Source organism: candidate division TA06 bacterium B3_TA06, assembly GCA_005223075.1.
In the GTDB taxonomy this organism is placed as follows: domain Bacteria; phylum Hydrothermota; class Tepidihabitantia; order B3-TA06; family B3-TA06; genus B3-TA06.
In genome coordinates this window covers 65,164-87,803 of record NJBO01000003.1, presented here as the reverse complement: position 1 = coordinate 87,803, position 22,640 = coordinate 65,164, and the positions used below count along the sequence as shown (strand labels likewise).

Here is a 22,640-nt window from a genome sequence, read left to right as displayed (position 1 = left end):
GCAATATTCGTGCCAGGCTAGCCTAAATGTGAGTTACGATGAGGATGGCTTAGTTAAGTCAAGCTAGATTAAATAGTTAGAAGTGGATGGATGGGCTTTGGGATGCAGCTTCAGTCTCCCCCTGGATTAAAATTGGCGGGGAGATGTGTCCCGGTGAGGAGAAACGCCCCACCTTCTTACTGGGATTCTTCCATCTTCCTGAGTTTTTCGCGCAAGGTCTTTCGGTCGATTTGGAGTATCTCTGCTGCTTTGGTTTTGTTGCCGTTAACGCTTGCCAACACGTTGCGTATGTGTTCTGCCTCCACCTCGGCCAAGGTCCTTTCAAATCCCTGAGCCTTTGGAGAAAAGCGCATAAGTGCCGGCAAATCCTTAACATCTATCGTATCCCCCTCCACCATCACCACCAACCGTTGGGTTACGTTCTCGAGTTCCCGCACGTTACCGGGCCAGTGGTAGTTCTTTAGAACCTCAAGCGCTTCGTCAGAGAAGCTAGGTGTGGGTTTGCCAAGCTCCTCTGCAAACTTTTCCGTAAAATGTCGCAGCATCAGGAGTATGTCGTCATCCCTCTCCCGCAGCGGTGGAAGATCAATGGTAATGACGTTGAGGCGGTAGTAAAGGTCCTCCCTGAAGTTTTGCTTTTTGACAAGGGCCTGTAGGTCTTTATTGGTTGCGGCAATAATCCTCACATCAACCTTTTCGGATTTTCGTGAGCCGAGCATGAAGATCTCCTTGTCCTGCAGCACCCGCAAGAGCTTAACCTGCATGGCCGGACTTGTTTCACTGATCTCGTCAAGGAAGATGGTGCCGCCGTCTGCGGTTTGAAAGAAACCTGCCCTGGTCGTTGCCGCGCCGGTAAACGCACCCTTAACATACCCGAAGAGTTCCGATTCCAGGAGTTCATGCGGTATAGCCCCGCAGTTGATAGGCACGAAGGGTGGTGAGGCACGTGGGCTTGAGTAGTGGATAGCCCTGGCCACAAGCTCCTTGCCAGTGCCGCTTTCCCCTGTGATGAGCACCGTAGCCGGGGTTGACGCCGCCTTATGGATGGCGCCGAAGACCTCGCGCATGACCTTTGAGGAGCCGATTATCCCATGAGGCGACGGGATATCCTCGGATACCTGCGCGGCCCTGCGCATACGTAGTTTGTCAAGCGCCTTTCTTACCGCCAAGAAAAGCTCCTCGTCGGTAAAGGGCTTTGAAAGATACTCCTCGGCCCCTTGCTTTACCGCCTGAACAGCACCCTCTACGGTGGCATATCCTGTAATCATCATCACCTCGGTGTCCGCAAGGTTCTCCCGCACGTATCGCACCAGATCCAGGCCACTTGCCCCGGGCATCTTTAAATCGGTTATCACCAGATCAACCTGGGTGTCTTCAAGCAACCTTAAGGCTTCCGGCACGTTTTGCGCGGTAAAGACCTGATAGCCCTGTGATGCCAGATTACGCTGTAGGACCTCCAGGGTATCAACAGCGTCATCTACTATCAGGATGCGTTCACTTTCAGGTGACGTCATTCGGTCTCCTTGTTAGTTTCATCGCGTCCCTCAGGACGCGTAGGCGTGTTACGGGTGTTACGGGTGTTATTTCCTTTTGAACGGAGCGTATGCTCCGAGTAATTGTGAGAATGCCCCGAAGGGGTACGGGTGTTACGGGTGTTATTCCCTTTTGAACGGAGCGTATGCTTCGAGTAATTGTGAGAATGCCCCGAAGGGGTACGGGTAAGGGGTAGTTTTACGGTGAAGCGTGATCCCTTGCCTTCCTTGCTTTCAACCTCGATCGTCCCCCCGTGTGAGGTGACGATCCCGTGAACCACGGCCAACCCAAGACCGGTTCCTTGCCCGACCTCCTTTGTGGTAAAGAAGGGCAGGAATATCTGTCTTTGAACCTCCTCGTCCATACCCACACCCGTATCCTCCACGATCAGAATAACCTTCTTCTCTGTTGCTCTTGTTCTTATGGTGAGCCTTCCTCCGCCAGACATTGCCTGGAGTCCATTTACGACCAGATTGATAAGCACCTGGTTCAGCTGTGACGGGTCGGCGGTGATCTCAGCCAGCCCCTCGGCAAGATCGCGCACCACCTCGATCCCCTCCTTTTCGCAGCGGCTCTCAAGGAAGTAGAGTCCTTCTTCCACCACCTGGTTAAGGTTGAGGAGTGTTTTATGGGTGGGCATCTGACGGGCGAATATGAGAAGCTTCCTTACCACCTCCCTGGCGTGAAGTGCTGCGTTTTCGATCTTCTCGATATCTTTTCCTGCCTGCTTGGGTAGACCATCGGATTTGCGGGCAAGCTGTGCAAACCCAAGCACACCTTCCAGGGGTTCGTTAAGCTCGTGTGCCACGCCTGCTGCAAGCTGGCCCAGAGTAGCCAGGCGATCCGCGTGACGAAGCTGTTCCTCAAGCTTGGTCCGTTCGGCTTCCCACTGCCTGCGTTCGATTATAAGCACGAGCTGAGCGGCCACAGCATCCAGAAGGCTCTGCTCCTCTGCGATGAAAAGCTCCACCTCAAGCTCAGGCTTCTCCTCTGAGTAGAACACCTCCACCACGCCTCGTTTCACTCCCTCGACTACGATATCCGCGGCCAGCCGGTAGCGGGTCTCGTGACACTCCGGCGGGCAGCAGTAATCCTTATCATCCAGTATTATCCTAGCCGAGGCTATATCCGGGTATCGCATGGCTGGTGGCAACAAATCGGCTATGCCCTGAAGGATCTTCTCAAGAGATATGCCCGGCTCCTCAACCAGTCGGGCTATCCCGTAAAGGCAGTAGAGTTCCTTGACGCGCTCACGCAGTTTGGTCTGTGCTCTGCGGCCTGCCATTGCTATCCCTATGGTCTGGGCAACGCCCTCGTAGAACTCTATCTCTTCAACGGTAAAGAAGTTCTTCTCTCTGCTTTTTAATTGAATCAGCCCGTTATTGTTATCGTCTATTACAAAAGGGATCATGGCGAGTGAGGAGTAATCACCGGTAGACGCCAGATCAGGAGGGGTTTCCTCGCCCGTTTGGGAACTCAGCACCTCCTTCAGGTTGCCAGTCCAGAAGCTGCCGGTTTTGGTGAAGTAAGGATAGGAGCTGTCAAAGTTACCACCTAACAGTATCTTACAGGTTTGTTCCAGGCTTGAACCATCCGGCAGGCATGGGAGCGCCAGCCCCTTCTCATCCTGTATATAGGGGAGTTTCTCGAACTGAAAGCGCTCATTGGGTTCCATCCTGGCTTCCCACCGGTAGTGCAGCTTGCCGTCGGTGATGCGCAGCTCAACCGCATCGCATCCGGAGAAGCGGATGAGCATCCTTGAGACCTCGCGCTGGAACTCAATCCTAGGCGCGCCGCGGTTGGCGAACTGCAGTATCCTCCGCGAGAGTGCCGAAAAATCGTGAGATCTCTTGCTTGCCCTCGCTTTGGTGTCAACCGACCTTGAGCTTTTGCCTGTCATAGGTATAAACTATACTAATAATTTAGCCTCAAATGTCAAGCGATGTTTGGATACCCCAACCCCTTGACAATAGCCACCTGGGGGATGAACTATTTGCATTAAGGAGGAGATATATTACGTAAGATGAGTATTTTGATACTACTTCTTGCTCTCGGCTTAAGTGCTGAGCTTTGGGTAAACTCCATCCGGGACCCGTTCGGCAACGTGCGGGAGAAGAACTTATTCTGAACAGGTTGAAATCTACGATGCTTCGGGCCGAGAGGTTTACAGCCGCTCTATTCAACCTGGCACCCGCAAACTTCTCTGTGCAACGGATGATATTCCGGCAGGACTTTACTTCTATCGGTCCATGTAGGGGGATCGAATCATAGCCGCGAAGCCGGTGATTCTGAGGTGGTTTTCACCAGTAAGCTGGTGGATGATTAACTCTCCGTGTGTCCAGGCAGGAGCGGCACGAACTGGCACTCGGAGAGCTCGCGTGAGCGCAATCCTCCTCGAGTTTTGGTTATCAGGTTGAGACGACCTTTCAACGGGATAACCATCCGGCCGCCCGGCTTGAGTTGATCCACCAGGTTAGACGGCACCTCCTCGGTCCCAGCGCTCACGATGATTGCGTCGTAAGGGGCATGCTCTGACCATCCCAGCATCCCGTCACCTGCACGAAGATGTGCTGTCCCACACCCGGCACGAACGAGCCTCTCCCCTACCTCCTTTAGTAGAGAAAGGTCGCGTTCGATGCTGTAGACCTCGGCGACCAGTTTGGTCAAGAGCGCCGTCTGAAAGCCCGAACCTGTCCCGATCTCAAGCACGCGGTCTCGAGAAGATAATTGGAGAGCGGTAAGCATTGCTGCCACCGTGGATGGGGCGGAGATCGTTTGAGAGCCGCCTATGGGAAGGGCTGCGTCAGTATAGGCTTTATGTTCCAGCCCAGGCGGCACGAAGAGGTGACGAGGTACGCTCACGAACGCTTTGAGTATCCTCTCATCTCCTATGCCCTTGCTGCGCAGGGCGTGGATCAACCTTTGGAGATCTCGTTCGTTGGATTGCATCTTCCATTATAGCGTATGCTTGAGTGTGGGTCAACACACTCGGTCTGTAAGAAAACCCTGTGTTCCTACGCCAAAAGATGTTTGCCAGGACACCAGAGGTGCTAGCTCTCGTAGTAGCTACGCTGGATGTTGACCTTCACCATTATAGAAGTCTATCGTGCCGAAGAGAACTACTCACCCCTTATCTCATCCTCTTCTTCAAGGCGAAAGTTCGCAACCACCGTAGGGGAAAGACGGGGGTATTGCCGGTTTTGCACTTGACATATCTGCTCTTGCGCGTAACTTCTTAGTATGGAGTTCAGGTTTGGTCTGTATGGTGCGGGCAACATCGGGCTCAGCATGGCGGCGGCTTTATATAACGCTGGCGAGACCTTTGTTGGGGTATCAGATACCGATCCTGTGGCCGCGCGCAGGGGTGCCGATCTCTTAAGGTGTCCGGTGTTTCCTGCACCTTCCTTGGCAAGCGAGGCGACTGCCCTTCTCTTTGCCGTGCCTGACGACAGGATAGCATCGCTGTATGAAGAGTTGAGGGATTTCATCAATCCAAAGAGCCTTTTGGTGCACTTCTCCGGGGCCCTTACGAGTGAAGTCTTTGAAGTCCCTCTTCGCCTCTCAGCGCATCCTGCCCAGACCTTCCCGTACCCTCAGTTGGCAAAAGACGTATTCAAGGATGTCTACTTCGCCCTTGAGGGAAGCAAGCAAGCGATGGCTTTCTTCCGACCTGTGCTCGAACGAACAGGTGCAAGAACGTTTATCATCTCTCAAAAAGAAAAACCCCTCTACCACGCGATGTGCATTTTTGCATCAAACCTGGTTGTGGGATTGCTCAAGTACTCTGATGACATAGGCTTATCCTTGGGATTGAGCGAGGAGGAGAGAAGGGGTTCAATAACTCGTCTTGCTTTAGAAACAGTCTGCAACGCTGCTGAGAGTGGTTCCCTGGAGGATGCACTCTCCGGCCCTCTTGTTCGGGGTGATAAGGACACTATCATTAAGAACTTGAACGGCCTTGAGAAATTGCCTGCCCAAAAGAGGCTCTATCGCTTGCTTTCCCGCAGGCTGCTTGATGTGGCCAGGCAAAGGGGGGTTCCTGAAAAGAAGCTTAAAGAGATCGAAGAGCTTCTACTCTGAAAGGATAACGAACTCTATGCGGCGGTTTGCCCTCTGACCGCTTCGGGTGCGGTTGTCACCGATAGGCCTTGTTTCACCGTATCCGCGTGCCATGAGGCGCGAGGCATCTATCCCGCTGGCAACAAGCCAGCCCTTGACCGCATCGGCACGCTGCTGGGAGAGCCGCATGTTTACCTCCTCCTCGCCCACGCTGTCGGTATGTCCCCCTATCTGGATGTGAACCGTAGGGTAGGTTTCAAGGAAGCGGGTCACCTCTTCCAGCACCGCGTAGCTTTCAGGCATGATGACCGCACTGCCCGGATTGAAGAGCACGTTTTCGAACTCAGGCATCCGGGCAGGTTCGGACGGTGAAAGGCTCACATTTAGTTCTCTAACCTCGCCATCCTTCAAGGAGACCGAACGCTTTTCCTGTGCGTAGCCTTCCCTGGAGAAGGTAACAAGGTAGTCTCCCTGTGGAACCGCAGCCTTGAAGATCCCCAGGGCGTCGGTAGTAACCTCGGGTATATCGGTCCTGCCGAATGATACGAGCACCCCTTCGAGCGCCTCGCCGCTTTTGGTATCCTTTACGGTCCCTGAAAGCTGAGCCCGGGGTTGTCTTTCCTTTGCCAGTGAGAAGTCCAGCACCCTTTCGTCCCCATCCTGAAGCACGACCCCCTTCTCCTTCCACTTGTATCCTGGGCTTTCGGCACGGATGCGGTATACCCCTAGCGTAAGCTCTACCGAGTAATCGCCGGTCGCTGAATCGGTCATCACCGGTTCTATCTCGGCTTCCGGGAAGATGAGCCTTGCCGCCAGTGGATCGGTCGTTTCTTCATCAACAACACGCCCCAGAAGGTGCGCGCGAGGAATCTTTGGAGGTTGGATCAGATCGAATCCCGCCGAGATGCCAAGCTCGATCTTCCATGGGTAAAGCGATGAACCTATACCTATGGGCACTGCGAGATCAAAGGTCGCGGCAGTTACCGCAGCGGTACTCATACGAACCATAGGCGTCACTTGTAAGGCATCAAACGAAAGTACGTCATCAGTCGGGGTACGGTTTGTTACCTCCACAGCGAGATCGAGTATCTCGATGGGCGAGACCTGCAAAGCCGCTCCCCAGGGAAGCGAGGTGTTAACCTCGCCTGACTCAAACCCCATGCCGTAGCCTGCGTTGATATAGAACCCAACTATATCGTAGCCCACGCCAAGTATCCCCACAAGATCAAGGGCCGGAGGCGGATCAGGGACTGATGTTGAATCGCCGACCCAGACGCTTGCGGTGGCGAACCGACCGAGAGCCACTAAACCAGGAGCCAGGAAGAATCTCTTCTCATTCGGTTCGGAGCCAAGGTAAAAGTCATAACCCGTTTTCAGGGCAGGAGAGAGCATGATAGGACCCATGAGGTAACGGTAGTCGTCTGAGCGGAAACCGTCCGCGTAGACCGCGGTGGAGAACTCGAGGAATGATAGGGGAGCGAAACCGATTCCGCTGTAGTCATGACCATAGACGTGATCTGAATACCCGCCTGCCAGATGGATGAAGCTAAAGGAGAGCAACCCCTGCTCGCCTGTGGGTGCGTAGAAGACATCCAGCGCACCGTTCTGCGCCCAACGGTTGGGCCGGGCTTGAGCATGGCCATCCCATAAAAGAAACACGGAAATAATTATAGGTATGAGGAAAGTATTCCTTTTCACCACGGACCTCCTCTATTTAGCTAGAAACCAATAGCCCCAACGGGAATCGAACCCGTATCTTCACCTTGAAAGAGTGATGTCCTAACCATTAGACGATGGGGCCATAGCCTATTTTATCCTCCTCCGTAGTAATTGTCTGCCCTGCGGTAGTCCTTCACGTCACTGCGCGGGAAGACCTCTTCAGCCAGGGCGTTAAGGATAACCGTCTGTTCGTTTTGTATCGCGGTCGGCACGAGTTCGGAAGCCGGGTCAAACTCACGCTCTAAGCAGCGGAAGAAGCCGTAGCCGATGTCGCACTTTACCGGACCACTCATCTGGCCTACGTCGATAGCGTAACAGGCACCGGCCATCTCCGCACCGTATCGGGTCTCCGCTTCAAAGTAAGATCCAAAATGCAAGGTATCTATACTTACGTGCGGCATACCAACAAGCGAGGGGAAATCGGCCCCGGCCTGGATCTTTCGACGCAGCTGAATTGCGTAATCGCGCTGAGCATTCTTGGCCCTTTCACGAATTACCCGGCCACTTACGTATTCCAGGGTGCTGTCCAGGGGAATAATCTTCTGCTTTGCTATGTCTACGGTCGCAAATACGTAGTATACACCCCTGACCTCCGGGAATGGTTCACTTATATCGCCTACATGCGAGCCTAAAGCGTAGGTCTTGACGGCTTCAGTGTAAGGGAATCTTGGCATCACAACATCCTTGCTTTCGCGGACGTATGGGCCAACGCGTGCTGAGACTCCGTATTCTGCGGCTAAAGAGTCCAGGTTCTCCTTACGGGTGCGTTTGCTGAACTCGTCTATACGCGCCCGAACCGCCTTCCTGGTCTCGGCGCTGGACTCAAGTGGGAAGTATATCTCCTGGTAGGCAATATCATTTGGGGTTCTTTTAACAATCTTTGCAAGATGCCATCCACCTCTGTCGAAGTATGGCTCTGAGGCCTCGCCTTCGGTAAGTAAGCCAAGCGCTTCATATTCCACCGCGTCCAGTAGATCAATCGAGCGGGTTACGCTTCTGCTTGAATCCTGCGTGAAGTCCAGGGCTATCTGGTCGAAATCATACCCGGCCGCAAGAGCCGCCACTGCATCTTCGATCCTTTCGATCAAGAAGCTTGAGTCCTCAGAGGAAGGGTATATGGGGAAGAGAAGGGTTCGTAGCTCCCACCACTTCTTGCGCTCGAAGTACTTTATGTTTTCCTCGTAGTAGGCCTGTAGTTCTGCCTGGGTGACGTTTGAATCAACCTGTGGCAGCTCATAGATGAATAAGGCCTCAAGAATCATCTTCGTTCCCGCCCTGAGCTGTGCTTCTACGAGTTGATTTCGGGTGAGCCGTAGCCCATTAGTTACGTCAGAGCGCAGCTTTGAACGCATTACCTCACGGCCAAGTTCCGCCTTGTATATCTCGATGAATCGCTGTATCTGAGGGGTGGGGTTGGGATCGGCAAGCATCTGCCAGTAAAGCTGGTAGTTGAACTCCCCGTCAGTATACCAGGATGAATCTTGCAAGAGTTCTTGAGGCGGTGTGAACATCATGATCTCACGCAGCTCCGCTTCTCCCAGGGCGACGCGCTCACGCTTGATCGCCAACTTCCAGATCGCGTCCCCCAAAGCCTCCTCCCAAGTGGCCGCGGCGAGTTCACGACGTTCTGCCTCACTCAAATTCCTCCATTCCTCTTCACCTATTTGAGAGGCCAGACGATTGTAAGCCGCAGCGTAATCCTGGGAGGTAACCTCCTCCTTTTCTACCACGGCCAGGACGTTTTCCTTTACCTTGCGTCTCCTGCTTCTCCCGCCACGGGATGTTATATCAGCACCCCAACCCAGCACCATCAACCCTCCAAATGAGATAAGGACGATGAACATAATAATTTTCGCCCTTTTTCGCAGATTCATAATCATCGGCTTATTCCTCCGTTAACAACCTTGATTTAATTCTAGCGCGATCAAGGCAGAAGTCAACTATCTACCAAGAGGAAGCCGTTCGGCAAGCGAGGAAGGCAGGCCCGATTCTGATATGCGGCGTTGAGCTCCAGCAACATCGTAGGTTACACGACGCAAGGCGATCTCACGACCCGAACAGTCCACCCTCAGGTAACATGAACGAGGATCGCCGTCACGAGGCTGACCCACGCTTCCGGAATTTATTAGAAAACGGCTGCCCTTTTCCCACTTGACTGAGGTTTCCATCACCTGCTCCGCTCGTCCATCCTCCTCAGATGCCTGGACGATAAAAGGCACATGGGAGTGGCCGATCACACCCAGGCGGGTGGCAAATCCATCAAACTGCCTCCTGGCCTGATAAAGCGTAAAAACGTACTCCCAGCTTGCAGGGTTCGTGAAGTCCGCATGGGAAAGGCTGATCTCTCCATTGATCAATGTAAGTGGAAGTTCTTCAAGATAGCTTCTGGATTCAGCGGAGAGGTTCTTGCTTGTCCAGAGTACAGCTTGCCGTGCGGCTGAGTTGAAGTAGTAGATAGAGGTTTTCTCGACCGCTCCCCAATCGTGGTTGCCCGCGATGCAGACGGCACCAAGCTGTCTTAGCATCTCGATGCACTCGTTTGGGGCACCACCGTAGCCTACTATGTCTCCTGCAACAAGCCACTGGCAGTCCCCCCAATCCTTAGCGTCCTTTATTACCGCCTCAAGCGCATCGATATTTGAGTGTATGTCTGAAAGAACCGCTACCTTCACTATAGTGTAACCTTCACCGCTCTGAGACCAGGACCTCCCGCTTGTATAAAGAGTCAAGCACCCCGTTCACGAATCGCGCCGAGCTCTGGGTCCCGTAGAAGCGGGAAAGCTCCACCGCCTCGTCTATCGAGACCTTGGGAGGGATTTCTGCCAGGAAGAGAATCTCGCAGGTGGCCAGACGTAGAATGGCCCGATCCACGTAGGATAGCCGATCCAGTTTCCAGTCGGTCAGGGAGCGTGAAAGCGAGGCATCTATCCGTTCCTGCTCCTGGATCGTCTTTTGGATCAGGGTTCGGAGATAGTCGGCGGAGTTAGCCCTAAGTCTTCGACGGCGTATGACCTCTTCTGTAACCTGTGAGGGTTCTGCCTCTACCAGATCGATACGGTACAGGACCTCCACAGCCGCGATTCGGGCACGAGTCCTGGGCCCCTTGAATGTATCCTTCTTCACCCGATCTTAAATCCCTCTTCCTTCCACCGGGAAGGTGTTATTTTTCTTTAGCCAGGTTCGCCATCTCGATTGCAGCAAGGGCCGCATCCCAACCCCGGTTGCCCTGCTTGACCCCGGCACGCTCCATGGCCTGCTCTGTCGAGTCGGCGGTGATGATACCGTAGATCACTGGTTTCTCCAACTGAAGGCCAAGTGCTGCGATCCCCTTGGCCGCCTCGGCCGCCACGAACTCAAAGTGGGGGGTCTCGCCGCGAATAACCGCACCAAGACAGATCACCGCATCAACGCCTTTGTCTTTGGCCATGACCTTGGCCGCATGTGGAACCTCGAAGGTCCCTGGCACGTAGCAAACCTGAACCCCATCCGCCTTGTGGCGATCAAGACAATCCAAGGCAGCCTCAAGTAAAAGCTTGGTGATGCGCTCGTTGAAGCGCGAGACAACTATCCCGAAGGCTAGCCCTTCTGCGTCAAGGCTGCCCTTTTGTTCGGTAACCTTCATTTATCTTCCTCCTTGCCATTTGAGGGATCAAGCAAATGCCCCAACTTATCCCGCTTGGTCTCAAGATAGAAGCGGTTATGCTCGTGGGGCTGGATAACTAAAGGCACGCGTTCAACAACCTCGAGCCCATAACCCTCAAGCCCTATGCGCTTGGCAGGGTTGTTGGTCATGAGGCGGATACTTGTAAGCCCAAGATCTGCAAGGATCTGGGCTCCGATCCCGTAGTCGCGGGCGTCAGGCGGGAAGCCGATAGCCACGTTCGCCTCAACCGTATCCAGCCCCTGATCCTGCAGTCTGTAACAGACCAGTTTGTTCAAAAGCCCTATGCCTCTTCCCTCCTGCCGCATGTAGACGAGCACGCCAAGACCTTCTGCCTCGATTTTTTGCATCGCCTCGTGAAGCTGATCACCGCAGTCGCAGCGGCCCGAGCCGAACACGTCGCCTGTAAGGCACTGGGAGTGCACACGAACCAGAACGTTCTTCCTACCTTCAACGGCTCCCTTAACCAGGGCAAGGTGATGGTTTCCCTCTATGACAGCCTCGTAAACTATCAGCTTGAACTCGCCGTAACGGGTGGGAAGTGAAGCGGAGAAGAGTCGGCGGACAAGCTTCTCGCGGCGCTGGCGGTAGGCGATAAGGTCCTTGATGGTTATGATCTTTAAGGAGAACTCGCGAGCGATCTCCTGAAGACGCGGGAGTCGGGCCATGGAGCCGTCGGAGTCCATGATCTCGCAGAGCAGTCCGGCGGGGTAAAGTCCAGCAAGTCGGGCAAGATCTACCGTTGCCTCGGTATGACCGGCGCGTCGCAGCACTCCACCCTTCTTGGCCACGAGTGGAAAGATGTGACCTGGTCGGGCCAGATCGTCAGGACGGGTGGAGGGGTCAACGAGAGACAGGATTGTCTTTGCCCTGTCGAATGCAGAGATGCCTGTGGTGGTACCGTGCTTGTAGTCCACGGATACGGTGAACGCGGTGCCGTGCTTCTCGGTGTTGCGCTCGACCATCGGGGGAAGCTGGAGCTCCTCAGCTCTCTCCTTGGTGATGGGTGCACAAAGTAGACCCCTCCCGTGCTTGACGATGAAGTTGATCATCTCAGGCGTTGCCTTGGAGGCTGCGGCTATCAAATCACCCTCGTTCTCGCGGTCCTCATCATCCACCACAACTATCAACTTACCCTGACGGATGTCCTCTACAGCATCCTCGATCGATGCAAAATCACTCACAGCTTTCTTCCGTACCACGCCCTGGTGTATGTCTTGAAGCGTTCATCCGCACGGCGCATACGCCAGAAGCGCTGATTCTTGCTATACCAATCTATGGTCTCATCCAACCCTTGCTCCAAGCGCTTTTTAGGTCTCCAGCCCAGAAGTTTTGCGGCCTTGGTGGATCGCGCAACGAGCTTTGCCACGTGACCGGGCCGGTCCTTGTGGGTTTTTAACAGGGTCTTTGGTTTACCCAGACGCGCAAGTATCCTTGCAGTGATCCAGTTTATTGAGAAGCTTCTGCCCGTTCCTGCGTTTATCTCCTGACCTGCAAGGGGCGAGAAGTTCCCTGCGAAGAGTGCCGCTTCTATAAGGGCGGCACCGTCTTGCACCCACATCCAGTCGCGCTCCGCAGTGCCGTCACCGTAGACGTAGAGAGGCAGGTCAAGAAGTGCGTTTGTGGTAAAGAAAGGAATCAGTTTTTCTACATGCTGACGCGGCCCGTACATGTTGAATAAACGGAGGATAAGTACAGGCAGCTTGTAGGTCTTGTAGAAGGAGTAGGCCAGACGATCGGCCCCTGCCTTGGTCGCTGCATACGGAGACTGTGGGGCTATGGGATGGACTTCATCCATAGGGGTTTTCTGTGCTGAGCCGTAGACCTCGCTGGTGGAGAGATGAATAATCCGCTTGACCCTGGATGAAACAAGCGCTTCAAACAGGTGCGCAGACGCCACGAAGTCGTTTTTGACGAAGGTGTCTATCGAAAGGATGGAGCGGTCAATATGTGTCTCGGCTGCAAGGTGGGCTATAGAGTCTATCTCTTTGAGCAGCGGTTCGAGGATTCTTTTGTTACCGGCGTCGCCCCGGATAAAGCGGAAGTTGGGGTCTTTACGAACGGATCGAGGTATGGTATCCAGACGGCCGGGATAGACGAGCTTGTCCAGAACCGTCACCCTGCTATCGCCGCGTTCGATCAGCCTCTCAACCAGGTGCGAGCCTACGAAACCCGCCCCTCCGGTAACGAGCACTGACCGCTTCCTCATCCGTCCTTCCTTGACCAGTCGTAGGGAACCTCGCCTGAGTGGGGGTCTACCCTGAACTCGTCAGGCTCCTCGTAATTGTAAAGCTCGGTGGGGATGTTTATGAAGTACGCCGGCTCGGTTCCGATGCCCTTCATGCCGTGCAGCACCCCCGGTGGAATAGAGACCAGTAAAGGATTCTTCTCCCCTGCGAATAACTCCATCAACTGGCCCTTGGTGGAAGAGTCATCGCGCCAATCATAGAGCACCAGCTTGGCCATCCCCTTGACAACGCACAGATTATCCCGCTGCACCTTGTGATAGTGCCAGCCCTTTACCACTCCGGGATAGACGGTTGAGAGGTAGACCTGCCCGAACTTGGTAAATAACGCATCGTCCGCCCTCAATATCTCCATCAACCAGCCGCGCTCGTCAGGGATAACGCGAAGCTCCTTTATCTCTACACCTTTGATTTTATCTCGCATCTCCTAAGTTTAAGCTCGTTTACGGCCAAGTCAACCTCAGCAGGCAAATACTGAACAACCCCTTTTCTGATGCAGATAAGTTGACAACGGAGGATCTTACCGTTATTGTTCCTCCTAAGGAGGCAATATTATGAAGATACTTAAATTGCTAATTTCCCTGGCATTGATCGCCACCGCGTGCGTGTCTCCCCCGTTGTATGATTCGGCAATCGCGCATGAAGGATTGACCGTGGGCGCTGGCTTTGCCTACCAGTCGGCCTATCGGTCGGGCACCGAGGTTAATCAGGGTACGGCTGAAGGGACGTTCAAGGGTACAAGGCCGGATTTCATCATCGCCTACGGGGTTTCCAACACCTTCTCGATCCAGGGGCGCTTCGGGATGTTCGTCTCTCCGGATCTCTACTGGCGGGGTGACGACCCCGACGACGACAGCGGAGCTTACCATCTACCCGTCCCCATGTCATGCGTGGGACTCAAGCTCTCTACCCCGGCTGAAAACCGGTTCAACGTTGCCCTGCGCATGGATCTCGATTTCCCCAACATCGCCAGCCTTACCCCCATGATGGGTCTCTCAGACGAACGGGGTCATGAATTCATTACCTTGGGGCTGCAGACCACCTATCTCTTTCTCCCCCAGACCGCCTTCATCAACGTCCATCCGGTGAAGGGGTTGCACATGTACGCCGCCGCCGACGTGCTCCCCTCCAAGCTGGAGGTGGCTGACCTTCGCATCAACGGCGACGATTTCTTTCAGAGCTTCTGCCTGGGTCTAGCCTACACCCACCACTTCGGGAAGAGGCAACAGTAAAGGTATAGATTCTTAGCTTTCAATATCTCCACGAATCATCCTAGAAACTACCAGGTGCTAGGAATTGCTTCTGCGATCTTTCCGTCGAAGGCGGAAAGGAGCACTAAATTTCTTGACAGGGGGTAAGAGAAGGTTAATATCATCCCATGCCTGAGTCGAACTTTGTCCATCTTCATCTGCACACCGAGTACAGCCTTCTTGACGGTTCCATCCGGGTCAAGGAACTGGCCGAGCAGGCGCATCGCTTCAAGATGCCTGCGGTGGCGATGACCGATCACGGGAACATGTTTGGCACAGTACCCTTCTACAAGGCGATGCAGAAGCGGGGGGTAAAGCCCATAATAGGGATAGAGACCTACGTTGCTTCCGGATCCATCTCCGAGAAGAAAGAAACCCCTGCTTCGGGCGAAACAAACTACCATCTTACCCTGCTTGCCGCAACCAATAAAGGCTACAAGAACCTTATAAAGCTTTCCTCTATCGCATATCTCGAAGGTTTCTACTATAAGCCTCGAATAGATAAGGAAATACTTGCCGAGCACAGCGAGGGAATCATTGGTCTTTCTGGCTGCTGGAAAGGTGAGATTCCCTCGGCGTTGGCCCGGGGGGATATCAAGACGGCCAGAGCAGCCCTGCGATCCTACCTTGACATCGTCGGGCCTGAGAACTTCTTCATTGAGGTGCAGAACCTGGGGCTGCCGGAAAGTGCCGATATGATTAAACTCATCGTTGATCTGGCACGAGAAGATGGTGTGGATGTGGTGGCCACCAACGACTGTCACTTTCTTAGCCGCGAGGACGCCGACGCCCATGATGTCCTCTTGGCAATCCAGACCGGGAAGAAGGTGGACGATGTTGACCGGATGCGATTCGAGTCAAACGAGATGTACTTCAAATCGCCCAAGGAGATGGCCGAAGCTTTCAAGGATTTGCCTGAAGCTCTTGAAAACACGGTCAAGATAGCCGAGCGCTGCATGGTGAGCATTGACCTGGATACCCGCAACTTCAAACTGCCGCGCTACCCTATCCCCAAGGAGTTCGACTCTTCGATGTCCTATCTGAGGGAACTCGCTTCCTCTGGCTGCCGCCAGAAGTGTCCTATGGAGAAAAAAATATACGCGCAACGTCTTGAGCATGAGCTTGCTATCATCCGCAAGACTGGCTTCGCCGGGTACTTCCTGATCGTGAAAGACATCGTTGACTACGCACGGAAGACCGGTGTGCCTGTGGGGCCAGGACGGGGTTCGGCGGTTGGGAGCCTGGTTCTTTACTCACTGGACATCACCGCGCTTGACCCCATCCACTACGGACTGATATTCGAGCGTTTCCTGAACCCTGACCGCATAACCCTTCCCGATATCGACATAGACTTCGCGGACGAGGATCGCGATAGGGTCATTGACTATATCCACGAGCGCTACGGCCAGGAGAACGTCGCACGCATCATCACCTTCGACACCATGAAGGCCAAGGCCGCGGTTCGCGACGTTGGAAGGGCGCTGGACATCCCATTCGGTGAGGTCGACAGGCTGGCAAAGCTCATCCCATTTAACGCAAGTCTTCGTGAGGCACGCAACACCCAGAAGGAACTTACCGAGGCCATCAAGACCGATCCTCTCTACGAGCGACTGTTTAACGTCGCTCAGAAGCTTGAGGGCATATCGCGCCACGCATCAATCCACGCCTCAGGCGTGGTGATTACTCCCGAGCCATTGACCGAGTTCATCCCCCTCTACAAGGCTGCAGACGACGGTATCTCGACCCAGTTCGACATGAAGGCCGTGGACTCAATCGGTCTTTTAAAGATGGACATCCTGGGGCTGAGAACCCTGTCGGTGATCAAGATGAGCGAGAAGCTCATCAACCAAGACGGTCAAAAAATCGACACCAAAAATCTTCCCCTGGATGATAAAAAAACCTTCCAGCTGTTGCAACGCGCCGAGACCACTGGCATCTTCCAGCTGGAAAGCAGGGGTATGCGTGAGATTCTGAGAAAACTTGGTCCTACCCAGATCGAGGACATCATCGCGGTTATCGCAATCTACAGACCCGGACCACTGGCCAACATTGATCTGGATGAGTTCTTCCGCCGCAAACACGGAGAAAGCGAGATCACCTACCTGCATCCGCGTCTGGAACCGGTGCTTGCCGGAACCCACGGTATGTTCATCTACCAGGAGCAGGTGATGCAAACCGCCCGAGCTATCGCCGGATTTTCTTACGTTCAGGCCGACCACCTGCGCCGCGCCATGGGAAAGAAGATACCAGAACTCATGGCCGAGATGAAGCAGCAGTTCTTCGAAGGGGCAAAGAAAGAGGGGGTACCTGAGAAGGTAGCTAAGGCTATCTTCGACCAGATCGCGCCCTTCTCGGGCTACGGATTCAACAAGTCGCACTCCGCCGGATATGCCCATATCTCCTACGCCACCGCATATCTTAGGGCCAACTACCCGCTTGAGTTCTTCACCGCCCTTTTGACCAACGAGATGGGACATTCGGAAGCAAAGATGGCTCAGTTCATCGCCGATGCCCGCAAGTTCGGGATTAAGATCCTTCCGCCGGAGATAAACAAAAGCGGTTATGAGTTCCTAATCCAAGGGGATGCAATCCGTTTCGGCATCGGGGCTATTAAGAACGTGGGGAGAGGCGCGGCGGAGCTTATCGAGCAAGAGAACTCAAAAGAGCCTTTTTCCGACATGCGAGACTTCCTTACCCGCACCCACGGAACGGTGAACCGCAAGTGTGCGGAGTTCCTGATCAAAGCCGGTTGCTTCGATTCAATCGACCCGGACCGGGAGCTTCTGATAGCTCATCTTCCCGACGAGATCTCACGACTGGGGAACAAGCGCGGGCTGATACTTGAGAAACAACAAGGGCTTTTCGCCGATACACAAGGTATCAAGGAAAAGTCAGAGAGGCGCAAACAAAAGAAGTTCAAGCCCACCGATTTTTTAAGCTACGAGAAGGACGCATTCGGTTTTTACCTGTCAGGGCACCCGTTGGAGGACTACCAGGACCTCTACGAAGCGCTTGATGTATCTCCAATCGAAGAGATAGACGAACGTATGGACGGTAAAACCATTGTTGTTGGCGGGGCAGTTGCGGCTCGCAAAGCAAAGCGCGACAAGAATGGACGTGAATATGCAATTATAACCCTGCGCGACTTCACCGGTGAGATAGACGTGTTCGTGTTCGCAAGGCTCTACGAGCAGCACCGTTCGATCCTTCGCTCAGACGAACCCATACTGGTTAAGGGACGCGCAGCGGTTAGTGAGGATGATACAAGGGCAAAGCTCTTCAGTGAAGAGATAATCCCGTTCAGCGCCGCACGGGCAAGACTGAATAAGATGATCGTGGAACTTGACGAACAAGAAGTCTCCAGGGAGAATCTCCTAAAGATACGCAAACTGACGGAGGAGTTTCCGGGACGCTGCGCCTTTTACATAAACTTGAGTAACGGCGAAGATGATAACGAACGCACCCGTATACGGAGCAAGGATATAAGGGTAAGCCCTTCGGCAGAGCTTATAGAGCGTTTGAAGTCTATTCCCTGCGTGCGCAGGGTCCGCGTGCACGGAAAACTATAATCCACCCCACGCAAGCGATTTTAAGCTCAAAGGGATAAAGATGTAGGGGCAGATCTCAGCGTGCCCCGTGGGATACCTACTTTACTGCACAGTGTGCCCCTTGAGATGCTAACTTTATTGCATCTCATAGGGTATCCTATAGGGTAGAGGGTTGGGGTGAGGGCTACAGTTCCCCCTCCCTTTGTGGACAGCGTGCCCCTTGGGGTGCCAATTTTACTGCACCCCATAGGGTAGGGGGATTAAGGGGGAGGGGATTACGTCATCGCGACCGTGGCGATCTCATATGCAGCACGATCCCCTTGGGGTCCCCGCGACTACGCGAAGCGGAGTTGTGGGGTAGTTAAGTGATTTGGCGGAGATTAAAGAGGGAAGTCAAGGAGATTGGGGTGCGTAACTCCTTAAATCGAGAACCATATCGATTTGGAATTTTGGTTCTTCAGGAAAAGTCATTATTTGGGGCTGTGCAATACGTGAGAAATCAGGGCTTATTTCTTGTGGGAGTCTTATTCTATCTTGGTCTAATTCGACTTGTCCGCCAGTAGGGAAAGTGACAATCTTCGTATATGGGAAGATAAAGAAAATGAATGCCAAAGCAATCCAAATCAACATAAATGTATATGCCCATCGCCTTCTGAATTCCTGACCTTTTTTAGTTTTCCCTATTTTTTTATGAAAGAAAACACACATAGAAGCGGCAAGCCAACCGACGACTAGTACAAGGGCACCTAATTGAATCCAATGAAAACGAAACCCTGCATTTCTTTCCTCCCTCTTTTTCTTAATGTAAGTTAAGAGACTTTCTCCTTCCGGGTACCCTTTTTCACCAGCTAGATAAATAGCAGCTGAGGCTGCCAATTCTGCATTATCGAAACGGCCAGCCATTAAATAAGCTAAGGCAAGGTTATATCTGGCCACAGTATCTCTCGGATCGTTTTCCAAGGCTTTGGCGAACTTTTCGGTAGCTTGGCCCGGTTTTCTTTGTTTAAGATAAACTATACCTCTCAGAGTATTAGCATTAACTTTAAGTATCTTCTCACTCCCTCTTGAACGCACTTCGTAATTATTAAGCACTGAAATTGCTGAATCAATCTCAAGTGTTGCTTCATCTAAATCGCCTAATATACAATTTTCCCAGCCCTTAATGAGTAACACTTTAGTAAAATCCTCTGCAATATCTTTTATGCTGGGTGCTTCGCCCTCTTTCGCTAAAGTCAAGGCTTTTGAAAAAACAACTGATGAACTGTCTAACTCACCTTTGTAAAATAGAAGAAATGCTAAATTGTTGTAAGGCGTAGGGTCATCACTGCTTAATTCAATGGCTTTTATGTATGTTTCCTCTGCTTCTTGGGTTCGACCTTGCCTTTCATAAAGGGTAGCAAGATTATTGTATGTTGAAGGGTGAGTATCACCCAACTCCAACGCCCGTTTTAATTCTTCTTCCGCTTCCCCCAAATTACCCGTTTTAAGTTTCACCCCTCCAAGTAGAGCGTGTAACTGAGGTAAATTTGGCTCCAATTCGATAGCTTTTTTGAATTCGACCTCAGCTCTATCTAGTTTATTTCTGACTAACCAAATTATAGCTCGCAAATAATGGGCAAACGTAATATCTGGATTAGAGAGCAAAACATTATCAACCTCTTCTTCCATTCTATCGAAATCTTGTTTTACAAATAATATCCAGGCATGATGAAGTCGAAAATCTACGTTTTGCGGCTCAATACTCATGGCTTTTCTTATTTCGATTTCTGCGTTAACAACATCGCCTTTACCAATTAAAGCACCAGTAAGGTGAATAAATGCAAAAATGCGGGTAGAGTCAATCTCGATGGCCTTCCGAATTGCTAATGCGGCTTCAGAGAATTTACCTTGGTAAAGTAAGGCCAAGCCTAGGTTATACTGAGTCCAAAAATCATCTGGCTTTAATTCAACACAACTACGGTATGTCCCTTCAGCCTGGGGGTAATCTTGAGTAACGAAGTAAATTGCAGCTAATTTTCTCTGAGCATCGTAATGTTTAGGGTTTATTCTTAAGGCGTTTTCACATAAAACCCTTGCACTATCCAAATTTCCAAATTTTTCATAACGCAAAGCCTCGGTATAAAACGAATCTGACCTAAAAATCTCTTGGGGTGTCAGTTCCCTTTCCCCACAAAAAATGAAGAGCCCAAATGAAAGTGAAATGAGAAATAAAAGCTCTCTTCTTAAACTCATATCTAAATTTATTCCAAAGAAGCTGCTTGTCAACCCCCCTAGGAGCTCACGGCAAACAGCTTACAGCTCACGGCCGACGGCTGTCAGCCCCCTTAACTTTGCTTTGCATTTTGATATTTGCACCGGAGGGCGACGCTTGCGGAGCTATCTTTAAATCTTTCAATCTTGAATCTTCAATCTGTAATTGCGACGCAGTCGCGCTTTTGTCCATCTTTTGGGTAGCTTTTGACCAGCTTTTGACCAGCATTTGACCATCTTTTTGGTGACGAGTGCCACTCAAACCTGACGAGTTGGCGCCGATTTAAACAGTAGAGTAATCACGACGCCGACCACTTGCAATTCCCGTTTCCCTGAGTAAGATACGTATTGTAAGAGGCTTGAGCTGAATCCCAGGAGGATATAGATGTCGAAGGTCAAGCGGGTGCCGCCCCAGGAGGAGCCGCATCCGTTCAACGTAGCTTACATCAAGAACCCGTCGCAAGCCGACCTGCGCCGGCTGGCGTTGGAACACACACCGGCCTGCTATGTTACGAAATACGGTAACATCTCGAAGATCGCGCGTAACAAGGCGCGGAAAGCCCAATACACCTACGTCATCGCTCCTGAGCCCGATGCGCATCTTTATTCGAGCAAGGTGATCGAGCCTGATCGCGCCGAACGCATCCTGAGCCGGGTGTGGGAGTATGTGGAACTGCAGGGCAGGCTGATCGAGATCCAGGGCTACTACGGGCTGGACGAGCGGCGCTTCCCTATCCAGTGGCTTTACACCCTGCCGTGCGCGAACGTTGCCGGCATGCAGCAGATTCTTTCTTTCCCGCGCGATGCGGTAGAGACGCCCGAGCAGCTTGCCGAGGAGTACAAACCGGTGATCCGGGTGGTGATGGTTCCCGAGTTTCCACTTCCCGACATGCCGGGCGGGCAGGCCATTATTGTAGACCTAGAGAACTACACAACATACGTGATCGGTGCGGACTACTTCGGCGAGTCCAAGAAGGGGGCTCTCAGAATGCTTAACGACTACGTTTATCAGCGCGGCGGCCTGGTGCTTCACGCCGGGGCCAAGGCGGTGACCATCCGCGGCGAGCGCATCACCATGACCGTGATGGGGCTTTCAGGAACGGGAAAGACCACCACCACATTCTCCAAGCAGGGCGAGCTGACCCAACCGATCCAGGACGACATGGTGTGCCTGTGGCCGGGAGGGAAGATTACAATCACTGAGAATGGCGCGTTCGCCAAGACCTGGGGGCTTAAGGAGGAATCGGAACCGATTATCTACAAAGGCACCCTCGATCCCGCGGCCTGGGTAGAGAACGTCTACACCGATGCTGAGGGCGGGTTCGATTTCTCCAAGGAACGTCTTACTCCTGAAGAAGTCAAGCGTTTGCGCGACTACCTGATCATCACCGGCGCTTTGCAGAAAAACGTGGACGCCTACATCAGTGGGGAGGTCAATATTGAGGATAAAGTGGATGCCTATGGCATCCCGGAAGACGGCTGGGATTTTTTGGTCTGGACCCAGAACGGTCGTTCGGTGATCCCCATGTCGCGTATCGAGGGTGCGGCGGATTTGCGGGATATTCCGTCCGTGCGTTCGATGGGCATCCTGAACCGGGACGAGGGACCGGACGCGGCCATGCCCGGCATCGTGCGCTTTGTCTCTACCGAACAGGCAGCGGCCTATTTTATGTTGGGCGAGACCACCAAGACCTCTGCAGCGGGCAAGGAGCGCGGCAGAACACGCTCGCCCTTCACCCAGCCCTTCTTCCCAAAGGCGATGGGTCTTCAGGCGGTCCGGTTTGCAGAGCTTAGTGCCCAGATACCAAATCTCGAGACCTGGCTCATGAACACCGGCTATATCGGCGGCGATGCGAATGACGTTGAGGCGGGCAAAGCACTCAAGGTCAAGATTCCTCACTCGTCAGCGATGCTTGAGGGGATGCTTGCCGGTAAGATAGCCTGGCAGCTTGATCCTGACTTCGGCTACGAGATTGTGGACGTGGAGGCTAAGGAGAACGCGGATTTGCTCAAAAAGGTGCCGGCAGAAATCCTCAATCCTATCCTTTTCTTTGAGAAGAATAAGAAGATGGATGTCTACCGTAACTGGGTCAAGACCATGAAGTTCAAGCGGCGCGAATTCCTGAAACAGTACAAGGTCGATCCCAAGATCATCGCTACGATACCGGAGTAAATTGCTTCTCTTGTGGAATAAGACATGTAGTGCGAGTCTCAGCGTATCCCTTGAGCGCTTTATGCGCTCATAGGGTATTAGACTCGCTGCGAACCTAATGTCCAAAGGGGGCACTCTGGGGTTCACGCTACATGTTCTACCTTGACTGATCACAATTCCAGATTATATTCGTGTAGAGCGAGTCTTTAGACTCGCTGCGGG

Annotated in this window: 17 protein-coding genes and 1 tRNA gene; 4 read left to right on the top strand and 14 right to left on the bottom strand. The window is 52.8% G+C overall.

From position 1 onward, the window contains the following. Positions 1–176 precede the first annotated feature (176 nt). The 3 genes from CEE36_03150 to CEE36_03140 all read right to left on the bottom strand — a co-directional run bounded on the left by CEE36_03150 (position 177) and on the right by CEE36_03140 (position 4,482). The gene (locus CEE36_03150; GenBank protein TKJ43697.1) at positions 177–1,514 is read right to left on the bottom strand and encodes a sigma-54-dependent Fis family transcriptional regulator; all 1,338 of its coding nucleotides are present in this window, start codon (positions 1,512–1,514) and stop codon (positions 177–179) included. Continuing rightward, entirely contained in the window at positions 1,511–3,433 is a 1,923-nt protein-coding gene (locus tag CEE36_03145; GenBank protein TKJ43696.1) for a hypothetical protein, read from the bottom strand. Before CEE36_03145 ends, CEE36_03150 begins: the two co-directional genes overlap by 4 nt. A gap of 422 nt (positions 3,434–3,855) precedes the next feature. Then, the gene (locus tag CEE36_03140) at positions 3,856–4,482 is read right to left on the bottom strand and encodes a protein-L-isoaspartate O-methyltransferase (protein TKJ43695.1); all 627 of its coding nucleotides are present in this window, start codon (positions 4,480–4,482) and stop codon (positions 3,856–3,858) included. Positions 4,483–4,773: 291 nt separating this feature from the next. On the opposite strand from CEE36_03140, the gene CEE36_03135 reads away from it, so the two are divergent. Next, a complete protein-coding gene (locus CEE36_03135; protein ID TKJ43694.1) occupies positions 4,774–5,613 on the top strand; it encodes a hypothetical protein in 840 nt (279 codons plus the stop codon). On the opposite strand, the gene CEE36_03130 is transcribed toward CEE36_03135, so the two are convergent. From CEE36_03130 to CEE36_03090, 9 genes are all read right to left on the bottom strand, one after another. After that, positions 5,605–7,290, bottom strand: coding sequence for a hypothetical protein (locus CEE36_03130; protein ID TKJ43693.1), 1,686 nt, complete (start codon positions 7,288–7,290; stop codon positions 5,605–5,607). The two genes, CEE36_03135 and CEE36_03130, sit on opposite strands and share 9 nt — an antisense overlap. 31 nt (positions 7,291–7,321) lie before the next feature. Then, positions 7,322–7,393 (bottom strand) — tRNA-Glu (locus CEE36_03125). A gap of 10 nt (positions 7,394–7,403) precedes the next feature. Next, on the bottom strand, positions 7,404–9,191 hold the full coding sequence (locus CEE36_03120; GenBank protein ID TKJ43692.1) for a hypothetical protein: 1,788 nt from the start codon (positions 9,189–9,191) through the stop codon (positions 7,404–7,406). Between the two features lie 60 nt (positions 9,192–9,251). After that, positions 9,252–10,040 carry a hypothetical protein gene (locus tag CEE36_03115; protein TKJ43691.1) on the bottom strand — a complete coding sequence of 263 codons (789 nt, stop codon included), beginning with the start codon at positions 10,038–10,040 and terminating at the stop codon, positions 9,252–9,254. Next, complete coding sequence (gene nusB / locus CEE36_03110) at positions 9,997–10,434, bottom strand: transcription antitermination factor NusB (protein TKJ43690.1); 438 nt, start codon at positions 10,432–10,434, stop codon at positions 9,997–9,999. The genes CEE36_03115 and nusB overlap by 44 nt, the downstream gene beginning before the upstream one ends. 37 nt (positions 10,435–10,471) lie before the next feature. Further along, on the bottom strand, positions 10,472–10,933 hold the full coding sequence (locus CEE36_03105) for a 6,7-dimethyl-8-ribityllumazine synthase (protein TKJ43689.1): 462 nt from the start codon (positions 10,931–10,933) through the stop codon (positions 10,472–10,474). Beyond that, positions 10,930–12,156, bottom strand: a complete 1,227-nt coding sequence (locus CEE36_03100; GenBank protein TKJ43688.1) for a bifunctional 3,4-dihydroxy-2-butanone-4-phosphate synthase/GTP cyclohydrolase II — start codon at positions 12,154–12,156, stop codon at positions 10,930–10,932. The genes CEE36_03105 and CEE36_03100 overlap by 4 nt, the downstream gene beginning before the upstream one ends. Next, positions 12,153–13,181, bottom strand: a complete 1,029-nt coding sequence (locus tag CEE36_03095) for a hypothetical protein (protein ID TKJ43687.1) — start codon at positions 13,179–13,181, stop codon at positions 12,153–12,155. Before CEE36_03095 ends, CEE36_03100 begins: the two co-directional genes overlap by 4 nt. Beyond that, a complete protein-coding gene (locus CEE36_03090; protein ID TKJ43686.1) occupies positions 13,178–13,642 on the bottom strand; it encodes a dTDP-4-dehydrorhamnose 3,5-epimerase in 465 nt (154 codons plus the stop codon). Before CEE36_03090 ends, CEE36_03095 begins: the two co-directional genes overlap by 4 nt. Before the next feature lie 130 nt (positions 13,643–13,772). On the opposite strand from CEE36_03090, the gene CEE36_03085 reads away from it, so the two are divergent. Together CEE36_03085 and CEE36_03080 are read left to right on the top strand one after the other, a co-directional pair. Then, positions 13,773–14,450, top strand: coding sequence for a hypothetical protein (locus CEE36_03085; protein ID TKJ43685.1), 678 nt, complete (start codon positions 13,773–13,775; stop codon positions 14,448–14,450). A 146-nt stretch (positions 14,451–14,596) separates the two neighbouring features. Further along, complete coding sequence (locus CEE36_03080) at positions 14,597–18,037, top strand: DNA polymerase III subunit alpha (protein TKJ43684.1); 3,441 nt, start codon at positions 14,597–14,599, stop codon at positions 18,035–18,037. 372 nt (positions 18,038–18,409) lie between these two features. Here CEE36_03080 and CEE36_03075 read toward each other — a convergent pair whose 3' ends face one another. After that, a complete protein-coding gene (locus CEE36_03075) occupies positions 18,410–20,248 on the bottom strand; it encodes a hypothetical protein (GenBank protein TKJ43683.1) in 1,839 nt (612 codons plus the stop codon). A gap of 67 nt (positions 20,249–20,315) precedes the next feature. Beyond that, positions 20,316–20,495 (bottom strand): hypothetical protein, encoded by a 180-nt coding sequence (locus CEE36_03070; protein TKJ43682.1) that lies wholly within the window; start codon positions 20,493–20,495, stop codon positions 20,316–20,318. Positions 20,496–20,651: 156 nt separating this feature from the next. Here CEE36_03070 and CEE36_03065 point away from each other — a divergent pair, with 156 nt between their 5' ends. Further along, a complete protein-coding gene (locus tag CEE36_03065) occupies positions 20,652–22,439 on the top strand; it encodes a hypothetical protein (protein TKJ43681.1) in 1,788 nt (595 codons plus the stop codon). The last annotated feature ends 201 nt before the right edge of the window (positions 22,440–22,640 follow it).

What these genes read in the sequence shown, in the direction of transcription:
- CEE36_03150 (TKJ43697.1), bottom strand. Translation starts at nt 1,514, where the DNA reads ATGACGTCACCTGAAAGTGAACGCATCCTGATAGTAGATGACGCTGTT.
- CEE36_03145 (TKJ43696.1), bottom strand. Translation starts at nt 3,433, where the DNA reads ATGACAGGCAAAAGCTCAAGGTCGGTTGACACCAAAGCGAGGGCAAGC.
- CEE36_03140 (TKJ43695.1), bottom strand. Translation starts at nt 4,482, where the DNA reads ATGCAATCCAACGAACGAGATCTCCAAAGGTTGATCCACGCCCTGCGC.
- CEE36_03135 (TKJ43694.1), top strand. Translation starts at nt 4,774, where the DNA reads ATGGAGTTCAGGTTTGGTCTGTATGGTGCGGGCAACATCGGGCTCAGC.
- CEE36_03120 (TKJ43692.1), bottom strand. Translation starts at nt 9,191, where the DNA reads ATGATTATGAATCTGCGAAAAAGGGCGAAAATTATTATGTTCATCGTC.
- CEE36_03105 (TKJ43689.1), bottom strand. Translation starts at nt 10,933, where the DNA reads ATGAAGGTTACCGAACAAAAGGGCAGCCTTGACGCAGAAGGGCTAGCC.
- CEE36_03095 (TKJ43687.1), bottom strand. Translation starts at nt 13,181, where the DNA reads ATGAGGAAGCGGTCAGTGCTCGTTACCGGAGGGGCGGGTTTCGTAGGC.
- CEE36_03090 (TKJ43686.1), bottom strand. Translation starts at nt 13,642, where the DNA reads ATGCGAGATAAAATCAAAGGTGTAGAGATAAAGGAGCTTCGCGTTATC.
- CEE36_03085 (TKJ43685.1), top strand. Translation starts at nt 13,773, where the DNA reads ATGAAGATACTTAAATTGCTAATTTCCCTGGCATTGATCGCCACCGCG.
- CEE36_03080 (TKJ43684.1), top strand. Translation starts at nt 14,597, where the DNA reads ATGCCTGAGTCGAACTTTGTCCATCTTCATCTGCACACCGAGTACAGC.
- CEE36_03075 (TKJ43683.1), bottom strand. Translation starts at nt 20,248, where the DNA reads ATGAGTTTAAGAAGAGAGCTTTTATTTCTCATTTCACTTTCATTTGGG.
- CEE36_03070 (TKJ43682.1), bottom strand. Translation starts at nt 20,495, where the DNA reads ATGCTGGTCAAAAGCTGGTCAAAAGCTACCCAAAAGATGGACAAAAGC.
- CEE36_03065 (TKJ43681.1), top strand. Translation starts at nt 20,652, where the DNA reads ATGTCGAAGGTCAAGCGGGTGCCGCCCCAGGAGGAGCCGCATCCGTTC.